This is a genomic window from Mesorhizobium sp. M0663, assembly GCF_040320585.1.
Taxonomy (GTDB): Bacteria; Pseudomonadota; Alphaproteobacteria; order Rhizobiales; family Rhizobiaceae; genus Mesorhizobium.
The window spans coordinates 331,765-350,663 of record NZ_JAMYPX010000003.1; the positions used below are offsets into that span (position 1 = coordinate 331,765).

18 protein-coding genes are annotated in these 18,899 nt (G+C 64.8%); 8 read left to right on the plus strand and 10 right to left on the minus strand.

Features of this window, described 5'->3' with window-relative positions:
• Window position 1 precedes the first annotated feature (1 nt).
• The 3 genes from NKI54_RS08020 to NKI54_RS08030 form a co-directional block, all read right to left on the minus strand.
• The gene (locus NKI54_RS08020) at window positions 2–1,129 is read right to left on the minus strand and encodes a DmpA family aminopeptidase (RefSeq protein WP_352634644.1); all 1,128 of its coding nucleotides are present in this window, start codon (window positions 1,127–1,129) and stop codon (window positions 2–4) included.
• Window positions 1,130–1,136: 7 nt separating this feature from the next.
• Window positions 1,137–2,702 (minus strand): exodeoxyribonuclease VII large subunit, encoded by a 1,566-nt coding sequence (gene xseA, locus NKI54_RS08025; RefSeq protein ID WP_352634642.1) that lies wholly within the window; start codon window positions 2,700–2,702, stop codon window positions 1,137–1,139.
• Between the two features lie 70 nt (window positions 2,703–2,772).
• Window positions 2,773–3,729, minus strand: coding sequence for a LysR substrate-binding domain-containing protein (locus tag NKI54_RS08030; RefSeq protein WP_023680469.1), 957 nt, complete (start codon window positions 3,727–3,729; stop codon window positions 2,773–2,775).
• 178 nt (window positions 3,730–3,907) lie between these two features.
• Between NKI54_RS08030 and NKI54_RS08035 the strand changes: the two genes are divergently transcribed.
• Window positions 3,908–4,198, plus strand: a complete 291-nt coding sequence (locus tag NKI54_RS08035; RefSeq protein ID WP_031213160.1) for a DUF1127 domain-containing protein — start codon at window positions 3,908–3,910, stop codon at window positions 4,196–4,198.
• 175 nt (window positions 4,199–4,373) lie between these two features.
• On the opposite strand, the gene NKI54_RS08040 is transcribed toward NKI54_RS08035, so the two are convergent.
• The 4 genes from NKI54_RS08040 to NKI54_RS08055 form a co-directional block, all read right to left on the minus strand.
• Entirely contained in the window at window positions 4,374–5,342 is a 969-nt protein-coding gene (locus NKI54_RS08040) for a DUF937 domain-containing protein (RefSeq protein ID WP_352691086.1), read from the minus strand.
• 101 nt (window positions 5,343–5,443) lie between these two features.
• Window positions 5,444–6,817: a glutamate--cysteine ligase gene (locus NKI54_RS08045; RefSeq protein ID WP_352634637.1), complete on the minus strand. Its 1,374-nt coding sequence runs from the start codon at window positions 6,815–6,817 to the stop codon at window positions 5,444–5,446.
• Between the two features lie 186 nt (window positions 6,818–7,003).
• Entirely contained in the window at window positions 7,004–7,738 is a 735-nt protein-coding gene (locus NKI54_RS08050) for a 16S rRNA (uracil(1498)-N(3))-methyltransferase (protein WP_352634749.1), read from the minus strand.
• A gap of 32 nt (window positions 7,739–7,770) precedes the next feature.
• Complete coding sequence (locus tag NKI54_RS08055) at window positions 7,771–8,418, minus strand: hypothetical protein (RefSeq protein ID WP_352634635.1); 648 nt, start codon at window positions 8,416–8,418, stop codon at window positions 7,771–7,773.
• Window positions 8,419–8,492: 74 nt separating this feature from the next.
• Between NKI54_RS08055 and NKI54_RS08060 the strand changes: the two genes are divergently transcribed.
• Together NKI54_RS08060 and NKI54_RS08065 are read left to right on the plus strand one after the other, a co-directional pair.
• Window positions 8,493–9,191, plus strand: a complete 699-nt coding sequence (locus tag NKI54_RS08060) for a type 1 glutamine amidotransferase (protein ID WP_352634633.1) — start codon at window positions 8,493–8,495, stop codon at window positions 9,189–9,191.
• A 296-nt stretch (window positions 9,192–9,487) separates the two neighbouring features.
• Window positions 9,488–9,619 carry a hypothetical protein gene (locus NKI54_RS08065; protein ID WP_280952144.1) on the plus strand — a complete coding sequence of 44 codons (132 nt, stop codon included), beginning with the start codon at window positions 9,488–9,490 and terminating at the stop codon, window positions 9,617–9,619.
• 28 nt (window positions 9,620–9,647) lie between these two features.
• Here the strand turns inward: NKI54_RS08065 and NKI54_RS08070 are convergent, their stop codons facing one another.
• From NKI54_RS08070 to NKI54_RS08080, 3 genes are read right to left on the minus strand one after another with little or no spacing between them, the layout of a single operon-like run.
• Entirely contained in the window at window positions 9,648–10,418 is a 771-nt protein-coding gene (locus NKI54_RS08070) for a metallophosphoesterase (RefSeq protein ID WP_352634747.1), read from the minus strand.
• A gap of 38 nt (window positions 10,419–10,456) precedes the next feature.
• The gene (locus tag NKI54_RS08075) at window positions 10,457–11,593 is read right to left on the minus strand and encodes an alpha-hydroxy acid oxidase (RefSeq protein WP_352634631.1); all 1,137 of its coding nucleotides are present in this window, start codon (window positions 11,591–11,593) and stop codon (window positions 10,457–10,459) included.
• A 55-nt stretch (window positions 11,594–11,648) separates the two neighbouring features.
• Window positions 11,649–12,452, minus strand: coding sequence for an FCD domain-containing protein (locus NKI54_RS08080; protein WP_352589305.1), 804 nt, complete (start codon window positions 12,450–12,452; stop codon window positions 11,649–11,651).
• A gap of 210 nt (window positions 12,453–12,662) precedes the next feature.
• On the opposite strand from NKI54_RS08080, the gene NKI54_RS08085 reads away from it, so the two are divergent.
• The 5 genes from NKI54_RS08085 to glcF all read left to right on the plus strand — a co-directional run bounded on the left by NKI54_RS08085 (window position 12,663) and on the right by glcF (window position 18,891).
• Window positions 12,663–13,997 carry a DUF3422 family protein gene (locus NKI54_RS08085; protein WP_352571607.1) on the plus strand — a complete coding sequence of 445 codons (1,335 nt, stop codon included), beginning with the start codon at window positions 12,663–12,665 and terminating at the stop codon, window positions 13,995–13,997.
• 136 nt (window positions 13,998–14,133) lie between these two features.
• Window positions 14,134–15,630: an FAD-linked oxidase C-terminal domain-containing protein gene (locus NKI54_RS08090; RefSeq protein WP_352589307.1), complete on the plus strand. Its 1,497-nt coding sequence runs from the start codon at window positions 14,134–14,136 to the stop codon at window positions 15,628–15,630.
• Window positions 15,631–15,854: 224 nt separating this feature from the next.
• Window positions 15,855–17,111 (plus strand): FAD-binding protein, encoded by a 1,257-nt coding sequence (locus NKI54_RS08095; RefSeq protein WP_352691089.1) that lies wholly within the window; start codon window positions 15,855–15,857, stop codon window positions 17,109–17,111.
• Window positions 17,108–17,491 carry a DUF4870 family protein gene (locus NKI54_RS08100; RefSeq protein WP_352577553.1) on the plus strand — a complete coding sequence of 128 codons (384 nt, stop codon included), beginning with the start codon at window positions 17,108–17,110 and terminating at the stop codon, window positions 17,489–17,491. The genes NKI54_RS08095 and NKI54_RS08100 overlap by 4 nt, the downstream gene beginning before the upstream one ends.
• Before the next feature lie 68 nt (window positions 17,492–17,559).
• Window positions 17,560–18,891 (plus strand): glycolate oxidase subunit GlcF, encoded by a 1,332-nt coding sequence (gene glcF, locus NKI54_RS08105; RefSeq protein ID WP_352634625.1) that lies wholly within the window; start codon window positions 17,560–17,562, stop codon window positions 18,889–18,891.
• The last annotated feature ends 8 nt before the right edge of the window (window positions 18,892–18,899 follow it).

Here is an 18,899-nt window from a genome sequence, read left to right on the forward strand (position 1 = left end):
CTTATCGCCGCGCAGCTTTGCCAAATCTCTCCTTAAGCCATGTTTTCGGCAACGCCGGCACGAAATTGCCGTCGCGCCCGGTCATGTCGTCATTGGCGACCAGTGCGTTGAGGATGGCTTCCTCCACGCTCTGAATGACGGCGTCGAAGAACGGGTTGATGTCGGCATCCGGTATATAGCCGGCGCTGACCAGCTTGCCGGCCGCGCCGCGCGCCGCGTCGGGATTGGCCGTGCTGAAGGCCAGAAAGATATCGCCGGACGAATTGTATCCATAGCCGCCGATCAGCGCCACGCCGAGCGGCACGCGTTTCGCCAGTCTTTTCAACTGATGCGGCATGAATGGCGCATCGGTGGCGACGATCGCGATGATCGAGCTCTTTTCCGCTCGCGGCGTGTTGTCCCGGATCGCCGGTTCGGCGAGTTCCGCTCCGGCTCTGATGCCACGGATCACGAGGTTTCGCCGTGCACCGAAATTCGACTGAACGAAGCAGCCGATCGTGAAACGCTCTCCATTCCAGTCGACGCTGCGCGAGGATGTGCCGGACCCTGCCTTGAAGCCGAAGGTGATCATGCCTGTGCCGCCGCCGACGCTGCCCTCTTCGATCGGCCCGCTTTCAGCCGTTTCGAGCGCGGAAAACACGTGCTCGAAGCTCACATGGTGGCCGTTGATATCGTTCAGGAAGCCGTCGTAAGTCTCGCCCGCCACCGGCAGCGCCCAGGCGCTGTCGAGCGATTGCGGCAGCACCGTCTGCATCCAGCGCAACGTTGCGTCGCGGCTGACGCCGCAGGAATGCGTGTTGGTGATGGTGATGGGAAGATTGAACGCTCCGAGCTCCTCTATCAGATGTGAGCCGGTCAGTTCGCCATTGCCATTGGCGCTGAACACGCCGGCAAACGCAGGGACGGCCAACTCGTCTCTGGGCCATGGCAGGATCGCGGTCACGCCGGTGCGTACCGGACCCTTGCCGACGACGAGCGGCCCGTCCCCTGAGATCAGCGTGGTATAGCCGACCGTCACGCCGGGCACATCGGTGATGGCATTGAAGCGGCCTGGCGTGCCATCGAATGGGATCGCGAAGGCGCGGGCGCGCAGTTTGCCCGAGGGCGTCGCGAGATGCGGGTCGGTCATTTTTTCCTCAGAAAAGCGAACCTTGGCCGCCCGGCGCCTTGAGCTTGGCCGCGGGCTTGGCAACCGTCTTCGGCCGCGCCGTGCCACTGATGGCGACTGCATCGGCGGTGCCGTCGGCGAACTCCAGCGAAAGCGCCATTCCCGACGCCACTTCCGCCGCATGCTTGACCACCGCGCCGTCCGCATCCTTGACCAGCGCGAAGCCTCGCGCCAGCACGGCCTTGTGCGAGAGCGTCGCCAGCAGCCGGTCTGCCTGCGTCAGTTTTCCACGCAGACGGTCCAGCCGCCGCGAAATTGCCTGGTCCTGCCGCCGCGTCAGTGCCAGCAGTGCATCGCCTTGCAGTTTCTGCCGTCTTGCGATCGGCGCCGGTGACAGTCTGGTCGCCGTGCGTGAAAACCGCGCTCGACGCTCGCGCACGATGGCGAAGAACGCCGCTTGCGCACGGGCGAGGTCGCGACGGGTCAGCGTGCGGGCTTCGTTCATGCGCCGCGACAAAGTCGCCGGCGTCAGCCGCTGCCCCAGAAGCCTGGCTCGCTTGCGCTCGACGCTGACCGACAGCGCCCGGCCGAGCCGGCTCGTCGCCTCGTCGAAGCGCCGCCGCGGCAGCGCCAGCAACTGGTCGGGCGAGGGCAGCGCCCGGGCGGCCGCGCGTGCCGCCTGCCGCTTGCGTTCGAAATTGCGGGACAGTGCGGTCTTCAACCGCGCGCCAAGGCCGGCAAGCGTCGCTTCGAGGTCGACCTTGACCGGCACGGCGATCTCGGCGGCGCCTGTCGGCGTCGGCGCCCGCACATCCGCCGCCAGATCGATCAATGTCCAGTCGGTCTCGTGGCCGACCGCAGAAATCACCGGAATGCCCGAAGCGGCGACGGCCCGGGCAAGCGCTTCGTCGTTGAACCCCCACAGGTCCTCCAGGCTGCCGCCGCCGCGCGCCACGATCAACAGATCGGGCCGCGCGATGGCGCCGTCCCATGGCAGTGCGTTGAAGCCGTTGACGGCAGCCGTCACTTCCGCACCCGCCGTCTCGCCCTGCACCCGCACCGGCCAGACGAGCACGTGCAGTGGAAACCGATCCTTGATGCGGTGGATGATGTCGCGGATGACGGCGCCTGTCGGCGAGGTGACGACGCCGATGACGCAGGGCATGAACGGCAGACGCCGCTTGCGCGACGCGTCGAACAGGCCTTCGGCCTGCAGCCGGCGCTTGCGCTCGTCCAGCAGCGCCATCAGCGCACCGGCACCGGCCGGCTCGAGATTGTCGATAACGATCTGGTAGTTCGACTTTCCGGGATAGGTGGTGAGCCGGCCGGTGGCGATCACCTCCATGCCTTCCTCTGGACGGAATTTCAGCCGGCTCATCGTGGTCTTCCACACCACGGCGTCGAGCCGCGCGCGATCGTCCTTCAGGCAGAAATAGGCATGGCCGGAGGAATGCGGTCCGCGATAGCCGGAAATCTCGCCGCGCACCCGTACATTGCCGAAGACGTCCTCGACCGTACGCTTCAGCGCGCCGGAAATTTCGCTCACCGTATATTCGGTGGCGTTGGTGCGTGATTCGGATGCTGCGTCGCTCATCGGCCGATTGGGGGACGATTGCTGGCCGGCGTCAAGGCGGCCGTGTTCGATGTCCGCCCCAATCGCGCGATCACCAGCCCGGCAGAATCTGGTTCGGCTTGGTCCGCTTCATCTTGGCGAAGGCGAGGGCGGCGAAATCGAACGTGCCGGTCTCCTCGCCGAGTGGCACGGAAATATTGTCGAGGCTCTCCGAAATGTGGCGCGCAAGCGCGTCGACGATCTCCGGCCGCGAGGTCTGACCGCGCATGATGCCGATGCGGCAATCGGGCAGGGCGCCGAAACCGTCGGCCTCGCCCAGCACCCGCATGCCGGGCCGCAGGGCGCATTCCGGCAGCACCGAGATCGCCAGACCGGAAAGCACCGCGGCTGCGATGACGGTGGCAGAGAAGCTGGTGAACAGGATGCGATAGTCGCGGCTCTGCTGATCGAGCACGTCGGCGGCGGCCCGCCGCCAGATGCAGTTCGGCCGGCCGAAGGCCATCGGCAGGATCGGCTGCTCATGCGTCGCATGGTTGGCCGAGGTAACCCACAGCAGCGGTTCGCGCCGCACCACTTCCGACTGGCCACGCGCGTCGTTGTGCGTCACCAGCGCCAGGTCGAGATTGCCGCGCTTGATGTGTTCGACCAGTCCCGGCGTCGGTTCGCAGATAACGGTCAGTTCGACATGCGGGTTGGAACGGGCAAACCGCGCCATGATCTCTGGCAGGAAGCGATCGGCATAATCGTCCGGCGTGCCGATGCGGATGGTGCCTTCGAGCCGGCGGTCGTCGAAGGCGGCCAGTGTTTCCTTGTTGAGATAGAGCAGCCGCCTTGCGTAGGAGAGCAGTCTGTCGCCTTCCTCGGTCAGCCTGTTGGTGCGGCCGTCTTTTTCGAACAGCGGCTTGCCGATCCGTTCCTCCAGCCGCCGCATCTGCATCGACACCGCAGACTGGGTCCGATGCACCGCTTCCGCCGCGCGGGTAAAGCTGCCGGTGTCGACAATCGAGATGAAGGTCTGCAACTGATCGAGATCGAGCGGCGCTTTCATTGGCCTAATCCATCATTGATGCTGATGCTAAAGATTAGAAACATTCGTTGGATTAATCAATCGGGCCATGGCAAATTCCGATTGTCCACATGAAGGCATGTGAATCGAAGCCGGAACGGCCGCTGTCGCCAGCGCCCGATCGACCGGTTTCGCCCGTTCGAATGTGAAGGAGACCGACATGGCTACGTTTGATTTCGCTACCGAGACCTCGCGCATCACCTCGCGTCCGGCCGTTGCGACGCGCGTGGCCAATGCCGCTGCCAATGTTTACCGCGCCTGGAGAAACCGCCGCGCCTTTTATCGCCTCGGCGAGATGTCGGATGCCGAACTCGCCGACATCGGCCTGACCCGCGCCGACCTGCACGTCGCTGTCGGTGTACCCTTTGGCCGCGATCCGACAGAAAGGCTTCGCGTCATCGCGGTCGAGCGCGCCGAAACGATCGAGGATATTGCCTGCAAGGTCGTGTGATCGCGTGGTTTCGCCGTTCGGGCGCGTTGAACCTTTTTGAGGCACGACGCCACTAAGTTACGCAGGCTCCCCACTCCCTGCCGGATCCCCCCGGCCAGCCTGCGCGCTGCCCGGTCCTCCCAGGACCGGGCTTTCTTTTTTGGGCGGCACTGATGATTGGTTGCCGGTGTCTGGTCTAGCGCCGGCCCATGCCCTGCTTGAACTGGTCGAAGATCGACTCCATGCCTTTCTGGTAGTCGTCGCGCTGCTGGGCGCCTGTCTCGAACATCTTGCCGAACAGGTCGTCAAACGGATTTCTCGGCCTGCCGCTCGGATTGGCCTGCGGCTGCGGCGCCTGGGGTTGCTGCGGCGCCTGACGCGGCTGAGACTGCGGTGCGCCACCGCCGAACATGTCCTGCAGTACTTTGCCGAGCGGATTGTCACCATAAGGGTTCTGTGTTTGCTGGGGTTGGTTCTGCGGCTGCTGCGGCTGTGGTGCACCGCCGCCGAACATATCCTGCAGCACCTTGCCCAGCGGGTTGTCGCCGTAAGGGCTCTGCGTCTGTTGCGGCTGCTGCCCGCCGAACATATCCTGCAGCACCTTGCCGAGCGGGTTATCCGTGGGGCCTGCAGGCTGAGGGGCCGGCGCCTGGCCGCCGCCGCCCGCCTGCCGCATCATCTGCTCGATGAGCTCGCCAAGCGGATTGCCGCCACCGCCTGCCGCATGTATCTGCCCGCCTAACTGGTTGGTGGTCTGCTTGAACAGCCCGCCCATCATCATCGAGGCGATTGCCGGCAGCATCTGCTGCAACACCTGCTGGCTGACGCCGCTCGCCTGCGCGGCCTGGTTGGCGACGGCCCGCGACAGGTCCTTCGAGCCGAACAAATGGCCGAGAATGCCGTTGCCTTCATCGAGGCCCTGCGGCGAGAAGGCCCGGCTTGCATCCTCGAAATATTTGGCGTGCTGGCCGCTTGCCATCGCCGTCATGAAGGAGCCGAGCCCATAAGGGTCCGCCGTGTTGCGCTTCAGCCCCTGCGAAAAGGCCGGCAGCAGCGCCGCGACCGCCGCCTGCGTCTGCTGCTGCGAAAGCCCGAACTGCTGGGCCAGCGCCTGCATGCCGTTGCCGTTCTGGGCCTGTGCCAGAATATCGAACAATGAAGGCATTGTTTTCTCCTCCGGGAAATCCTCGTTGGAGAAGCCTAGTTCGTTTCCATCACTGATTGAAGCGAATTTGCCGGACCATCGGCCAAGCGGATAGCGAAGCGTTAATACGCGTATTCCATGAACACCGGCTCGATCGAGCCGCCCCAGCGTGTGTGGTAGGCCGAGAGCATCTCTTCGGCGCTGGTGGTGCCACGCGCGACGACCTCGTCCAGCGTGTTGAGGAACGACGTCTCGTCGTAGCCGTCGCGGTTCTTGCGGTCGCGGTTCTTCAGTCCCATGCGCGAGATGACGAGCACGTCGCGGGCGATCTCGCGCAATGTCGTGTTGCGGAAGGGCGCCGAAATGCCCTGTTCCGGCACTGCGTTGCGCATTGCCAGCACTTCGTCGTAGCTCCAGCTCGAGGTCAGCGCCTCGGCCGCGTCGAGCGCAGCCGCATCATAGAGCAGCCCGACCCAGAAGGCCGGCAGCGCGCAGATGCGCCGCCACGGCCCGCCATCGGCGCCGCGCATTTCGAGAAAGCGCTTCAGCCGCACGTCCGGGAACAGCGTCGACAGATGGTTCGCCCAGTCGCCCATCGTCGGCAGCCCGTCCGGCAGTTCGTTGCGGGCAGCACCCGCCATGAACTGGCGGAAGGTGATGTGCGTCATGTCATGGTACTGGCCGTCGCGGATGACGAAATACATCGGCACGTCGAGCGCCCATTCGACATAATCGGCAAAGCCGAAATCGGGCGAGAAGCAGAATTCGAGCAGGCCGGAGCGCTGATTGTCGGTGTCGCGCCAGATCTCGCCGCGCCAGCTCTGCAAGCCGTTCGGCCGGCTTTCGGTGAAGGGCGAGTTGGCAAACAGCGCCGTCGACAGCGGCTGCAGCTTCAGCGACACCTGCATCTTGCGGCGCATGTCGGCTTCGCTCTCGAAGTCGAGGTTCACCTGGATCGTGCAGGTCCGGTACATCATGTCGAGGCCCTTGGTGCCGACTTTGGGCATGTAGCGGGTCATGATCTCGTAGCGCGATTTCGGCATTTTCGGCGTCTCGGCCAGCGACCATTTCGGGCTGCCGCCAAGGCCGAGAAAACGAATGCCCATCGGTTCGGCGATCTCGCGCACCTGCGCCAGATGCGCATTGCCTTCGCGGCAGGTCTGGTGGATCGTCTCCAGCGGCGCGCCGGACAGCTCGAACTGGCCGCCGGGCTCCAGCGAGATCGCGCCCTGGCCGGTCGGCTCGACCAGGCCGATGATGCGGCCGGCATCCATGATCGGGTCCCAGCCGAGTTTGTCCTGCATGCCTTCGAGGATGGCGCGGATGCCGCGCTCGCCGCCATAGGGCACCGGCGCATTGCCGTCGACATAGAACGGGAATTTCTCGTGCTCGGTGCCGATGCGCCATTTGTCGCGCGGCTTGTTGCCTTCGGCCAGGTGCTCCACGAGTTCGTCGACGCCTTCGATCGGCCGGAAATCGGTAGTATCGCGCGCCATAATAGCCCTCCGCACATGGCCCCGAAAACCGGCTTCGATTTTCGGAAAGGATCATGTGCCCAATCAATATGCTACAGCGTCCTTTGCGCGCCCGAAAGGACGCGCGGCCACTGCCGGCGCTAGATGGACGAAATGTCAGTAGCCGATCAAGCGAAAAATCCTGAGCCAGCGGGTGACTGGAATTGATCACCAATCCCCGATTGTCGCCTGGATCAGCGCCAGTGCTGCTACGGCCGCCGTGTCCGCCCGCAGGATGCGCGGCCCAAGCGGAATGGCGGTAACGAAAGGCAGCGCTCTCAGCATCCTGCGCTCCTCGTCGGAAAAGCCGCCCTCCGGCCCGACAAGCAGCCCGAGCTTGTTCTCCCGCACCGCCTGCAATGCCGGCAGGGGACTGTTGGTCGATGCATCCTCGTCGCAGAAGATCAGCCGCCGCTCACGGTCCCAGCCCGCCAGCAGGCGCTCGAATTTTTCCGCTTCGCGCAGCTCCGGCACCGCCAATATGCCGCATTGTTCGGCCGCCTCGACGACATTGGCGCGCAGGCGCTCGATGCCGGGTTTTGTCACTTGCGTATGCTGGGTGATGACCGGCTGCAGGATGCCGGCGCCCATCTCCACCGCCTTTTGCACGAGGTAGTCGAGCCGCCCCTGCTTCAGCGGCGCGAAGCAATAGACGAGATCGGGCAGCGGCGGCTGCGGCCGCTGCAATGCCAGCAACTTCAGCCGCAACGCCTTCTTCGACTTCGCCGCGATCGCCGCCGACCATTCGCCGTCGCGGCCGTTGAAGACCAGAATTTCGGCGCCTTCGCCGAGCCGCAGCACGTGCGAGAGATAATGGCTCTGCTGCGGGCCGACGTCGAACTCGATGTCCGGTCCAAGCCCGTCCGGCACGAACAGCCGCTGCATCTTGTAATTGGCGCGCATCGCCGAGGAATGCGGCAACGTCACCCTCGGCGTCAAGCCTCGGCGGAAGGATGCCAGACAGGCTCGTAGCCTTTCTGCAGCACCGAAACAGTTGTCGCCGGCGTGAGCATGCCGATTGGACGGTCGGTAAAACCGCCGAACCCCACCGGTTCGCCATAACCGCCGAAACTCCAGGGCAGCGCCGCGCCATCAAACAGGGCGTACGCCCTGTTTCCTGACGAGATCACCGTGCCGTCCGGCAAGTCCGCAAGCGCTTCCGGTTTCAGTCTCGTCGCTCGTCCGCCCGGGGCCAGGCGCTCCTTGTGCAGGCGCTTGTCGAGCTGCGGCGCGCGTGGCTCGGCAATGCCGAAGGCGTCGCCGAAACGCCGGACAAAATCCCTGGCCCGCTCGCGCCGGCAGAAGAAGCAGGGACGGTGGCCGGCGGCAAGTGCCGTCACCTCGTCGAGGAAAAACAGCTCGGTCCAGCCGGCCTTGCCGCCAGCCCGGTTGCGCCCCATCGGCTCGCGCCGCACGTTGCCGAATTCGCAGACGCAGACAATCCAGGCTTGCAGCGCCCAGCGCTTCTTCAACAGCGTTCTCGTCTCGGGGTCGTGAATGATGCCGCGATTGCCCATGAACAGGCCGCGCTCCGGCACGGCATGGATGGCGCCGAACGGGTCGACCCGGTTTTGCAGTGGCATAGGCGTTCCCTGTTGGCTGCAATGCTGGTGCCATGATATCGCTCGTTGCATCAATTTCATGTCAGCAGGTTTCGATGCGGGTCTTGGTTGTCCAGAACTTCGACAATGAGGGCCTTGGCCAGATCGGCGCGGCCCTTGTCGAGGCGGGCGCCGATATCGACCTGCGCCGTCCCTACCGCGGCGACGCGCTGCCGCAAGATAGCGGCGGGCATGACGCCATGGTGGTGCTCGGCGGCGCCCAGAATGCGCTGGACGACGAGCTCTGTCCTTATTTTCCGGGTCTGCTCGATCTGACACGCGACTTTGCCGAGAGGGATCGCGCGGTGCTTGGTATCTGCCTCGGCAGCCAGTTGGTCGCGCGCGCCTTTGGCGGCGAGAACCAGATCGGCGGCGCGTCGGAGTTCGGCTGGTACGAGGTCGCGCTCACCGCGGCGGCGCAGGCCGATCCGGTGCTCGCCGCCTTGCCTGAAAAATTCCCGATCTTCGAATGGCACGACGACACCTTTGTCTTGCCCGAGACTGCCGTGCGGCTGGCCGGCAATGCCGTCGCCGAGAACCAGGCGTTCCGCATCGGCCGCGCCGTCTACGGCTTCCAGTTCCATTTCGAGGCCGACAGTCCGATGGTGCGCGACTGGAGCACCTCCTTCGCACCGCTGATCGCCGAGCGGCATCCTGAATGGGCGGGCCGGCTCGACGATGAAATGGCCCGCAACGGACCGCAAGCCGATGCCGCCGGCCTGGCCATCGCCCGCGCCTGGGTGGCGACGATCTGACGGCTCATATAGTCAACGTATTTGGCGACGTTGCATATTTGGCACGCGGCGGCAAATCCGCCGGGGATAACGCGTTTCATCCTTGGCCTGTGTCTGTGCGCCAGCCTAAAAGGCGCCCGCTCTGCATCTTGCGTGCAACCGCGATGAACCTTTCCTGTGACCCGCGCGACACACCGCCGATACAGAACATGCCTAGAAGCGCGAAACCGTCAGACATTTGCGACGTATTTCGCGTTTCAACGCATTGGTAACCCGCTCGTGCATAGATGCAGAAAGCTCAACAAGAGATGACGTCCGTGAAAGCAGCCTTTTTGTCCTTTGCCATGTTGTCGGCCATCGTCTTGTGCGGCCTCGGCATTTATTCCGCCGACGCAGCCAACAACCACAATGCCGTTGACGGCTACGGCGTCACCGCCGCGCTTCGCTAGCCTCTCTGCTCGTAATCCCACGCCTTTCCTACGCCCGCTTATCCGTCACTGTCAGGATATGCTTGTCAGCGCCGTCCACCACGAGCGCGGTGAGGTTTCCCGACTGCCAGGCGAGGGTGTCGACATTGACGCGGTTGCCGGTGATCTCGGGCTTGGGCACCGGCGTATGACCGTGCACCACGATCTTCGGATGAAGACCGGTGTGGTCGTGGAAGACCTCGCGGATCCAGATCAGGTCCTGCCGGGTCTGGCTTTCCAGCGCAATGCCGGGCCGGATGCCGGCATGGCAGAAGAAGAAGTCGCCGAACGTCACTGAAAAGGCCAGCGAGCGCAGGAACTCGACATGGTTCTGCGGCACCGCCTCGACCAGTGCGGCGTGCCCTTGCCGTAATGCCGCATCGGCGCGGCCAAACCAGGCGCTGCTCCCACCGAGTGAGACACCATACGATAGCGCCGTCTGGATGCCGCCATAGCGCATGAACAGCCCGTCCGGATCGGGGACATCGAGAAAATCGAGAAAGCCGAGATCATGATTTCCGGCCAGCATCAGGTGACGCGGATCGCGTCTTTGCGCGTCGATCAGGAAATCGATGACGCCCCTGGAGTCCGGGCCGCGATCGACATAGTCGCCGAGATGGATCACGCGCCAATCGGCCGACGGCCTTTGACCGAGCTCCGCCTCGATCCGCCGGTGCATGGCGGTCAGCAGGTCGAGCCGGCCGTGCACATCGCCGATCGCGTAGAGACGCATGCCTTGCGGTCCGCGCGCCTCGTAGAAACTGATGCCGGGCTCCGTCAATGCCTGCGTCGCCTCCGTGGTCATGCCGTCACGGGACTTTAGCGCCGAAGCTGATCCTTGCCCATGTCGGTGACCAGACGCTTTCCGCACAGAGCCAGCGTTATGTCCATCTCCTTGCGGATGATTTCCAGCGCCTTGGTAACCCCTTCCTTGCCGAGTGCGCCGAGGCCGTACAGGAAAGGCCGGCCGATATAGGTGCCCTTGGCGCCGAGGCACAGCGCCTTGAGCACGTCCTGGCCGGAGCGGATGCCGCCGTCCATATGCACCTCGATCGCGTCGCCGACGGCGTCGGCGATCTCTTCGACCGCCATGATCGACGACGAGGCGCCGTCGAGTTGGCGGCCGCCATGGTTGGAAACGATGATCGCGTCGGCGCCTGTCCTGGCCGCCATCAGCGCATCCTCCTTGTCGAGTATGCCTTTCAGGATCAGCTTGCCGCCCCAGCGCTCCTTGATCCAGGCGACGTCCTTCCACGACAGATGCGGATCGAACTGCTCCTTCGTCCACGACGACAGCGAGGCGAGGTCGCCGACGCCCTTGGCATGGCCGACGATGTTGCGGAAGCTCCGGCGCTTGGTGCCGGCCATGCCGACGCACCAGCGCGGCCTTGTCGCCATCTGCCAGAGGTGCTTCGGCGTCATTCGCGGCGGCGCCGAAAGCCCGTTGCGGATATCCTTGTGGCGCTGACCGAGGATCTGCAGGTCGAGCGTCAGCACCAGCGCCGAACATTTCGCCGCTTTTGCGCGATCGATCAAATCGAAGACGAAGTCCTTGTCGCGCAGCACATAGAGCTGGAACCAGAACGGCTTCCTGGTCACCGCCGCGACATCCTCGATCGAGCAGATGCTCATTGTCGACAGCGTGAACGGCACACCGAATTCTTCCGCCGCCTGGGCCGCCAGCATCTCGCCGTCCGGATGCTGCATGCCGGTCATGCCGGTCGGCGCCAGCGCCACCGGCATCGTCACCTTCTCGCCGATCATGGTCGATTCCAGCGAGCGGTTGTCCATGTCGACAAGCACACGCTGGCGGAACTTGATCTTCTGGAAATCCTCTTCGTTGGCGCGGTAGGTGCTTTCGGTCCAGGCGCCGGAATCGGCGTAGTCGAAGAACATCTTCGGCACGCGGCGGCGCGCCAGGTCCTTGAGGTCGGCGATGGTGAGAATGCTGCTCATGGATCTTTTTCCGCTGGTTCTTCGCTGGTTCGTCGTTGAATTTTCTGGGCGGTGCCTACGGCTGTTTTCTTGCCGGCTCACCGTCACCGGGCTCGGAGCGCTGCCTGAGCCTCAGCCGCGACACGCGCTGCCAGTCGCCGCTGCGCTCGGCCTCGGCCATCGACCGTTCGACATAAGAGATGTGGTCCATCGCCGCCTGCCGCGCCGCGGCTGCATCGCCGGCCTTGACCGCCGTGTAGATTGCCCGGTGCTGCGAAAGCAGCGTCTCGCGCGCGCCCGGCACGCTGAACACCAGCCGCCGGTTCTGGAACACGCCTTCCGACAGCAGCCGATAGCACGAGCGCAGCGTGTGCAGCAGGATGATGTTGTGCGCGCATTCGCAGATCGCGTGGTGGAACTCGACGTCGATTTCCGCCTCGTCGTCGAAATTGCCGGTCCGGTGCGCCTCGTCCATACGTGCCATGATGCGGTCGAGCAGCGCCAGATCGTCCGATGTGGCACGCCGCGCCGCATATTCCGCCGCCACCGCCTCGATCTCGCGGCGGTACTCCAGATAGTCGGTCACCGCCTTGCGATGCATCGAGATCAGGTCGGTCACCGGCTTGGTGAACAGCTGGCCGATGACATCGGCGACATGGGTGCCGCCGCCTGGCCGTGTCGTCAACAGCCCGCGCCCTTCCAAGGCTTTCAAGGCATCGCGCAGGATCGGCCGCGACACCTCGAACTGGCGCGCCAGTTCGCGCTCGCCCGGCAGCCGGTCGCCGGTGCGCAGGACACCTTCGAGGATCAGGCTCTCGATCTGCTGCACCACCTCGTCGGCGGTGCGCGAATGCTCGATCCGGGAGAAAATGTCGCTCAAACGGGATGCCTGGGGGTTGAACCGATGTCGCGCAAGATAAAGCCAGCGTCGCCAACTGGTCAAATTATTTATCCAATTCGCCGTGGCCGGGTCCGTTTCACAGCCGCGGCGCCATATCATCTTCAGCTAAATTGGGCGTTTGCGTCCCCTGGCGATTGCCTCTAGAGGGACGTCATTGCCAAGGGCTCACAGAAGCCCGGGGGACCAGCCGTGCCAGACGCCGACCCTTCCAACCTCGAATTCCAGCTGCGCGCCAAAGCCGTGGGCGGCACCGTCATGGGCTTTCCGGCGCATGAAGGTCGGCCGGGCGCGCTCGGCGAGGTCCACGCCCGGCCGCAGCCGCTGGTCGAAAAACCGCGCGTGCTGGTGCAGCTTTCCTTCATGACCGAAGCTGGATCCGGGATCGATCAGGCCGTGCTTTCCGAATTGTCGCGACGCCTCGGCATCGCCGCGCCCGACCCTCACGCCCGCCACCACGCGATGAAATGGGGCAAGGGCTCGCTGCGTTGGGAACGCCACACGGAATTCTCGACCTATCTCTGGGAAGGCCCGCTCGCCGAAAACGGCAGGGGGCAAGAAGACACACCCTTCGGCAACGGGTTTTCGCCGCCGGGCACGGTGATTTCCGGCATCAGGCTGGAGATCCGCAAATGGACGCCGGCGAACGAAAAACTGATCGCCGGCTTCGACCCGACCAGCCTGTGCTATTCGCTGGTCGAGCGCGGCAACGCGGCCATCGTCACCGATTTCCGTCAGGATGGCGACGGCTTGACCCGCATGCTGGTGCTCGACCGCGGCCTGACCCCGGCGCGCACCGGGGCACTGTCGCAGCGGCTGATCGACATCGAGACCTACCGCACGCTGGCCATGCTTGGGCTGCCGCTGGCCCTGACGCTGTCCGGTCGCGCCCGCCGCATCGAAGACAGGCTGGCCCAGACCACGTTGGAAATGAAGGTCGCCGAGACCCGCGACAGCCAGACGCTACTTGCCGACTTGACCGAACTGGCCGCCGAGTTGGAGGCCGATGCCGCCTCCAGCCTCTACCGCTTCGGCGCCAGCCGCGCCTATGACGGCATCGTGCGCGAACGGCTGGAGGCGCTCGACGAAGAGGCGGTGCCCGGCTACGACACCTGGGGCGGTTTTCTGCAGCGCCGCGTGGCGCCGGCGATGCGTACCTGCCGTTCGGTCGAGGAGCGTCAGGCCAACCTGTCGACGAAGCTCACCCGTGCCACCACACTGCTGCGCACCTGGGTCGACGTCGAGGTCGAGAAGCAGAACCGCGATCTTTTGGCATCGATGAACAATCGCGCCCGCCTGCAATTGCGGCTGCAGCAGACGGTGGAGGGGCTCTCGGTCGCCGCCGTCTCCTACTATGTCGTCGGCCTCATCGGCTACGTCGCCAAGGGCGCCTCGATCTTCGGCCATGCCTTCGCGCCGGAAATGGTCACCGCCGCCTCGGTGCCGCTCGCCATCGTGCTCGTCTGGTGGGGCGTGCGCCGCGTCCGCCGCATGCACTCCGAACCAGGCAAGCAGCCGGGCGAGTAGTGTGGGGCGCAGCGGCAGATTGCCGCTGCGGAAGGCAGTCTCGGCCATAGGCCTCTCATCCCGGCCAACGCGGCATTTGCAAGCGACCACCGTCGCTGGTAAAAGATTTTTACCAGTCGATCGAAGGAGGCTGTCGATGTCCGGCCTTGCCATGCCGAAACCAGACGACGCCACGATGCGCCGGCGCGACGAGATCGTCGCCGATATGCGCATCATGGTGCCGGGCGAGGGCGTCGTCGACGCCGCCAATGCCATGCGCGCCTTCGAGAGCGACGGGCTCACCGCCTACCGGCAATTGCCGCTGGTCGTGGTGCTGCCGCAGACCGTGGCGCAGGTCTCGCGGGTGCTGAAATATTGCAGCGACCGCAACATCCGCGTCGTGCCACGCGGCTCCGGCACCTCGCTCTCCGGCGGTGCGCTGCCGCTCGAAGACGCGGTGCTGCTGGTAATGAGCCGCTTCAACCGCATCCTCGAGATCGATTTTCAGAACCGCGTCGTCGTCGCCCAGCCCGGCGTCACCAATCTCGGCATCACCACCGCCGTCGAGCAGGAGGGTTTTTATTACGCCCCCGATCCATCCTCCCAGATCGCCTGCTCGATCGGCGGCAATGTCGCGGAAAATTCCGGCGGCGTGCACTGCCTGAAATACGGTCTCACCGCCAACAATGTGCTCGGCATCGAGATGGTGCTGATGAATGGCGAGGTGGTGCGCCTCGGCGGCAGCCATCTCGACGCGGAAGGCTACGACCTGCTCGGCGTCATGACCGGCTCCGAAGGACTGCTCGGCGTCGTAACCGAGGTCACCGTACGCATCCTGAAAAAGCCGGAGACGGCGCGTGCCCTGCTGATCGGTTTCCCGACCAGCGAGCAGGCCGGCCAATGCGTTGCCGACATCATCGGCGCCGGCATCATTCCGGGCGGCATGGAGATGATGGACCGTCCGGCCATCCACGCCGCCGAGGATTTCGTCCAGGCCGGCTATCCCTTGGATGTCGAGGCGCTGCTGATCGTCGAGCTGGACGGGCCGGGTGTCGAGGTCGATCACCTGATCGGCCTGGTCGAAGCCATCGCCTATAGGAACGGCTCGACCATATGCCGCATTTCGCAATCGGAGCAGGAGCGGCTGAGCTTCTGGGCCGGCCGCAAGGCGGCTTTCCCGGCGGTCGGCCGCATCTCGCCCGACTACTACTGCATGGACGGCACCATCCCGCGCAAGGAACTGCCGCGCGTGCTCGCCGGCATGCGCGAGCTGTCGGAGAAATACGGGCTCGGCGTCGCCAATGTCTTCCACGCCGGCGACGGCAATCTGCACCCGCTCATCCTCTATGACGCCAACGTGCCGGGCGAACTCGACAAGGCGGAGAGTTTCGGCGCCGACATATTGCGGCTCTGCGTCAAGGTCGGTGGCGTGCTGACCGGCGAGCACGGGGTCGGCGTCGAGAAGCGCGACCTGATGCCGGAAATGTTCAACCAGATCGACCTCGACCAGCAGATGCGCGTCAAATGCGCCTTCGACCCCAACCATCTTTTGAATCCCGGCAAGGTCTTCCCGCAATTGAGGCGATGCGCCGAGCTCGGGCGGATGCACGTGCATCGCGGGCAAGTGGCGTTTCCGGACATTCCGAGGTTTTGAGTGGGTATGTTGGCGCTTGAACACCCCCCTCTGTCCTGCCGGACATCTCCCCCTCAAGGGGGGAGATTGGCAGCTTGCACGCCTCAGCCTTCTTTCAATATTGACGATTGGCGAAGCCAGACGCGACGTCCGATCTCCCCCCTTGAGGGGGAGATGTCCGGCAGGACAGAGGGGGGCGCGAAGGAACGCGACGTCTTTGCATTTGCCATTGGCGCATCCGCCTCATGACCACCTTCGTCCCCACCACCGCAGCCGAAGTCCTCTCCACCGTCGCCTGGGCCGCGGCGGAAGACGCACCGCTGGAAATCCTCGGCCACGGCTCCAAGCGCGGTATCGGCCGGCCGCAGCAGGGCGAGCATACGTTCGACCTTTCCAAACTCTCCGGCGTCATGCTTTACGAGCCGGCCGAACTGGTGCTGTCGGCAAAAGCCGGCACGCCGCTGGCCGAAATCGAAAGCCTGCTTGCCGAAAACGGCCAGCAACTTGCCTTCGAACCGATGGATTACGGCCCGCTGCTCGGCGGTGAGCCAGCGCGAGGCACGATCGGCGGCGCACTCGCCGCGAACCTTTCCGGCCCGCGCCGGCTGAAGGTGGGTGCTGCGCGCGACCATATCCTCGGCATAGCGGCCGTTTCCGGGCGCGGCGAGGCCTTCAAGTCCGGCGGCCGCGTCGTCAAGAACGTCACCGGCTACGATCTGTCCAAGCTGATGGCCAACAGCTGGGGCACGCTGGCGGTGCTCACCGACGTCACCTTCAAGGTGCTGCCTGCTGCCGAGACCGAAGTCACGCTTGCCATCCGCGGCCTGCTCGACGATCACGCCGCCGCCGCCATGGCGCTGGCGCTGGGTTCCAGCGCCGAAGTGTCGAGTGCTGCCCATCTTCCCGAACGGGTCGCAGCTAGGGTCGCTGGCGGCAGTCTCGGCAGCGATGCCGCGACGCTGCTGCGCATCGAGGGCTTCGGCCCGTCGGTCGCTTACCGCATTGCCGCGCTGAAAGACCTGCTGAAAAACGCTGGGCCGCTGCAGGAGATTTCCGGTTCGGTCTCGTACTCGGTCTGGCGCGATGTCCGCGACTGCGCGTCGTTCGCCGATGGCAGCGAAAGGCCGGTGTGGCGCGTCTCGATGGCGCCGTCGCGGGGCCACCAGATGGTGCTGGCGCTGCGCATGCAGGCCCCGGTCGATGCCTTCTACGATTGGCAGGGCGGGCTGATCTGGCTGCGCATGCAGCAGGACGATCCCGAGGCTGGCCTGTTGCGCGGCCTGATCAGAAGACATGGCGGCGGCCATGCGACGCTGGTGCGCGCAATCCCTGCACATCGCGCCGCCGTGCCGGTGTTCGAGCCGCAGGCGCCACCGCTGGCAGCACTGTCGGCGCGGCTGAAGGCCGAATTCGACCCGAAGAATATCCTCAATCCCGGCCGTATGGCGCCGGGCGCAAGCTCTGCTACTCTCGGGCCGGCAACCGAGGGAGGAGCACAATGAGCGATCCAGGCCAAAACGGTACGTCACGCCAGACCGACCGCTGGCTGGAGCCCGGCCCGACCAACGCGCTGGTCATCTACATCCTCTATCTCGCCGGCCTGGCCATCGGCGTCAGCGGTATTGTCGGCGTCGTCCTGGCCTATATCAATCGCGGCAAGGCCGGCGGCTTCGTCGAGAGCCATTACACATTCCTGATCCGCACCTTCTGGATCGGCCTGCTCTATGCACTGATCTCGGCGCTGCTGATGATCGTGGTCATCGGTGTCGTGCTGATGGTTGCCGTCGCGGTCTGGTTCATCGCCCGCTGCATTCTCGGCCTGCAGGCGCTGCAGCGCGGCGAGCCGGTCAAGAACCCGGAAAGCTGGTTTCTGGGATTATGAGCATGATCCCCAAAAGTGGGTACCGGTTTTGGGAAAAGATCATGCTCAAACGGTAGGGATTCGTTTACGTGCAGACCAATTTCTCAGCTGCCCAGCTCGCCGATCCGCATGTCGCGGAATCGGAGAAGATCCTGCGCAAATGTGTGCATTGCGGCTTCTGCACCGCCACCTGCCCAACCTATGTGACGCTCGGCAACGAACTGGATTCGCCGCGCGGCCGGATTTATCTGATCAAGGACATGCTGGAAAACGGACGGCCGGCCGACAAGCAAATCGTCACCCATATCGACCGCTGCCTGTCCTGTCTCGCCTGCATGACCACCTGCCCATCGGGCGTCAACTACATGCATCTGGTCGACCACGCCCGCGTCCATATCGAGGAGACCTACAAGCGTCCGCTGGCCGATCGCCTGACACGCGCCATGCTGGCCTTCGTGCTGCCCTATCCCTCGCGTTTCCGCGCGGCGCTCAAGCTGGCGAAGCTCGGCCAGCCATTCGCCGGCCTGTTTGAGAAAATCCAGGCCTTGAAGCCTTTCGGCGCGATGTTGAAGCTGGCCCCGGCGTCGGTCCCGGCAGTCTCGCCGATGGCCTCGCCGGGCGTCCATGCCGGGCAGGGCGCGAAGAAAAATGGCCGCGTCGCCATCCTCACCGGCTGCGCGCAATCCGTGCTCGATCCCGGCATCAACGACACGACGATTTCGCTGCTGACCCGGCTTGGCGTTGAGGTCGTGGTGCCCGAGGGCGAGGGCTGCTGCGGCGCGCTGGTACATCATATGGGGCGCGAGGACGCTGCCTTGGCGTCGGCCCGACGGAACGTCGACGCCTGGACGCGCGCCATCGAGCAGGGTGGACTCGACGCCATCGTCATCACCGCATCCGGGTGCGGCACCACCATCAAGGATTACGGCTTCATGCTGCGCCTCGATCCGGCCTATGCCGACAAGGCCGCGCGCGTGTCGGCGCTGGCCAGGGACATCACCGAATATCTGGCAAGCCTCGACCTGCCCGAGCCGGTCCGCAAGCCGGGCACCATCGTCGCCTATCACTCAGCCTGCTCGATGCAGCACGGCCAGAAGATCACCCGCCAGCCGAAGGAGCTTCTGGTCCGTGCCGGCTTCGTCGTGCGCGAGCCGCGCGAAGGGCATCTGTGCTGCGGTTCGGCCGGCACCTACAACATCCTGCAGCCCGGGATTTCGGCAACGCTACGCGACCGCAAGGTCAGGAATATCGAGGCGACCGGTGCCGAAATCGTCGCCACCGGCAATATCGGCTGCATCACCCAGATCGCTTCTGCCGCGAAGCTGCCGGTGGTGCACACGATAAAGCTGCTCGACTGGGCCTATGGTGGGCCGAGGCCCGAAGGCGTTCGCGAAGAGAGGGCGGTTGTCGCGGCCGAGTGATGCGCCAG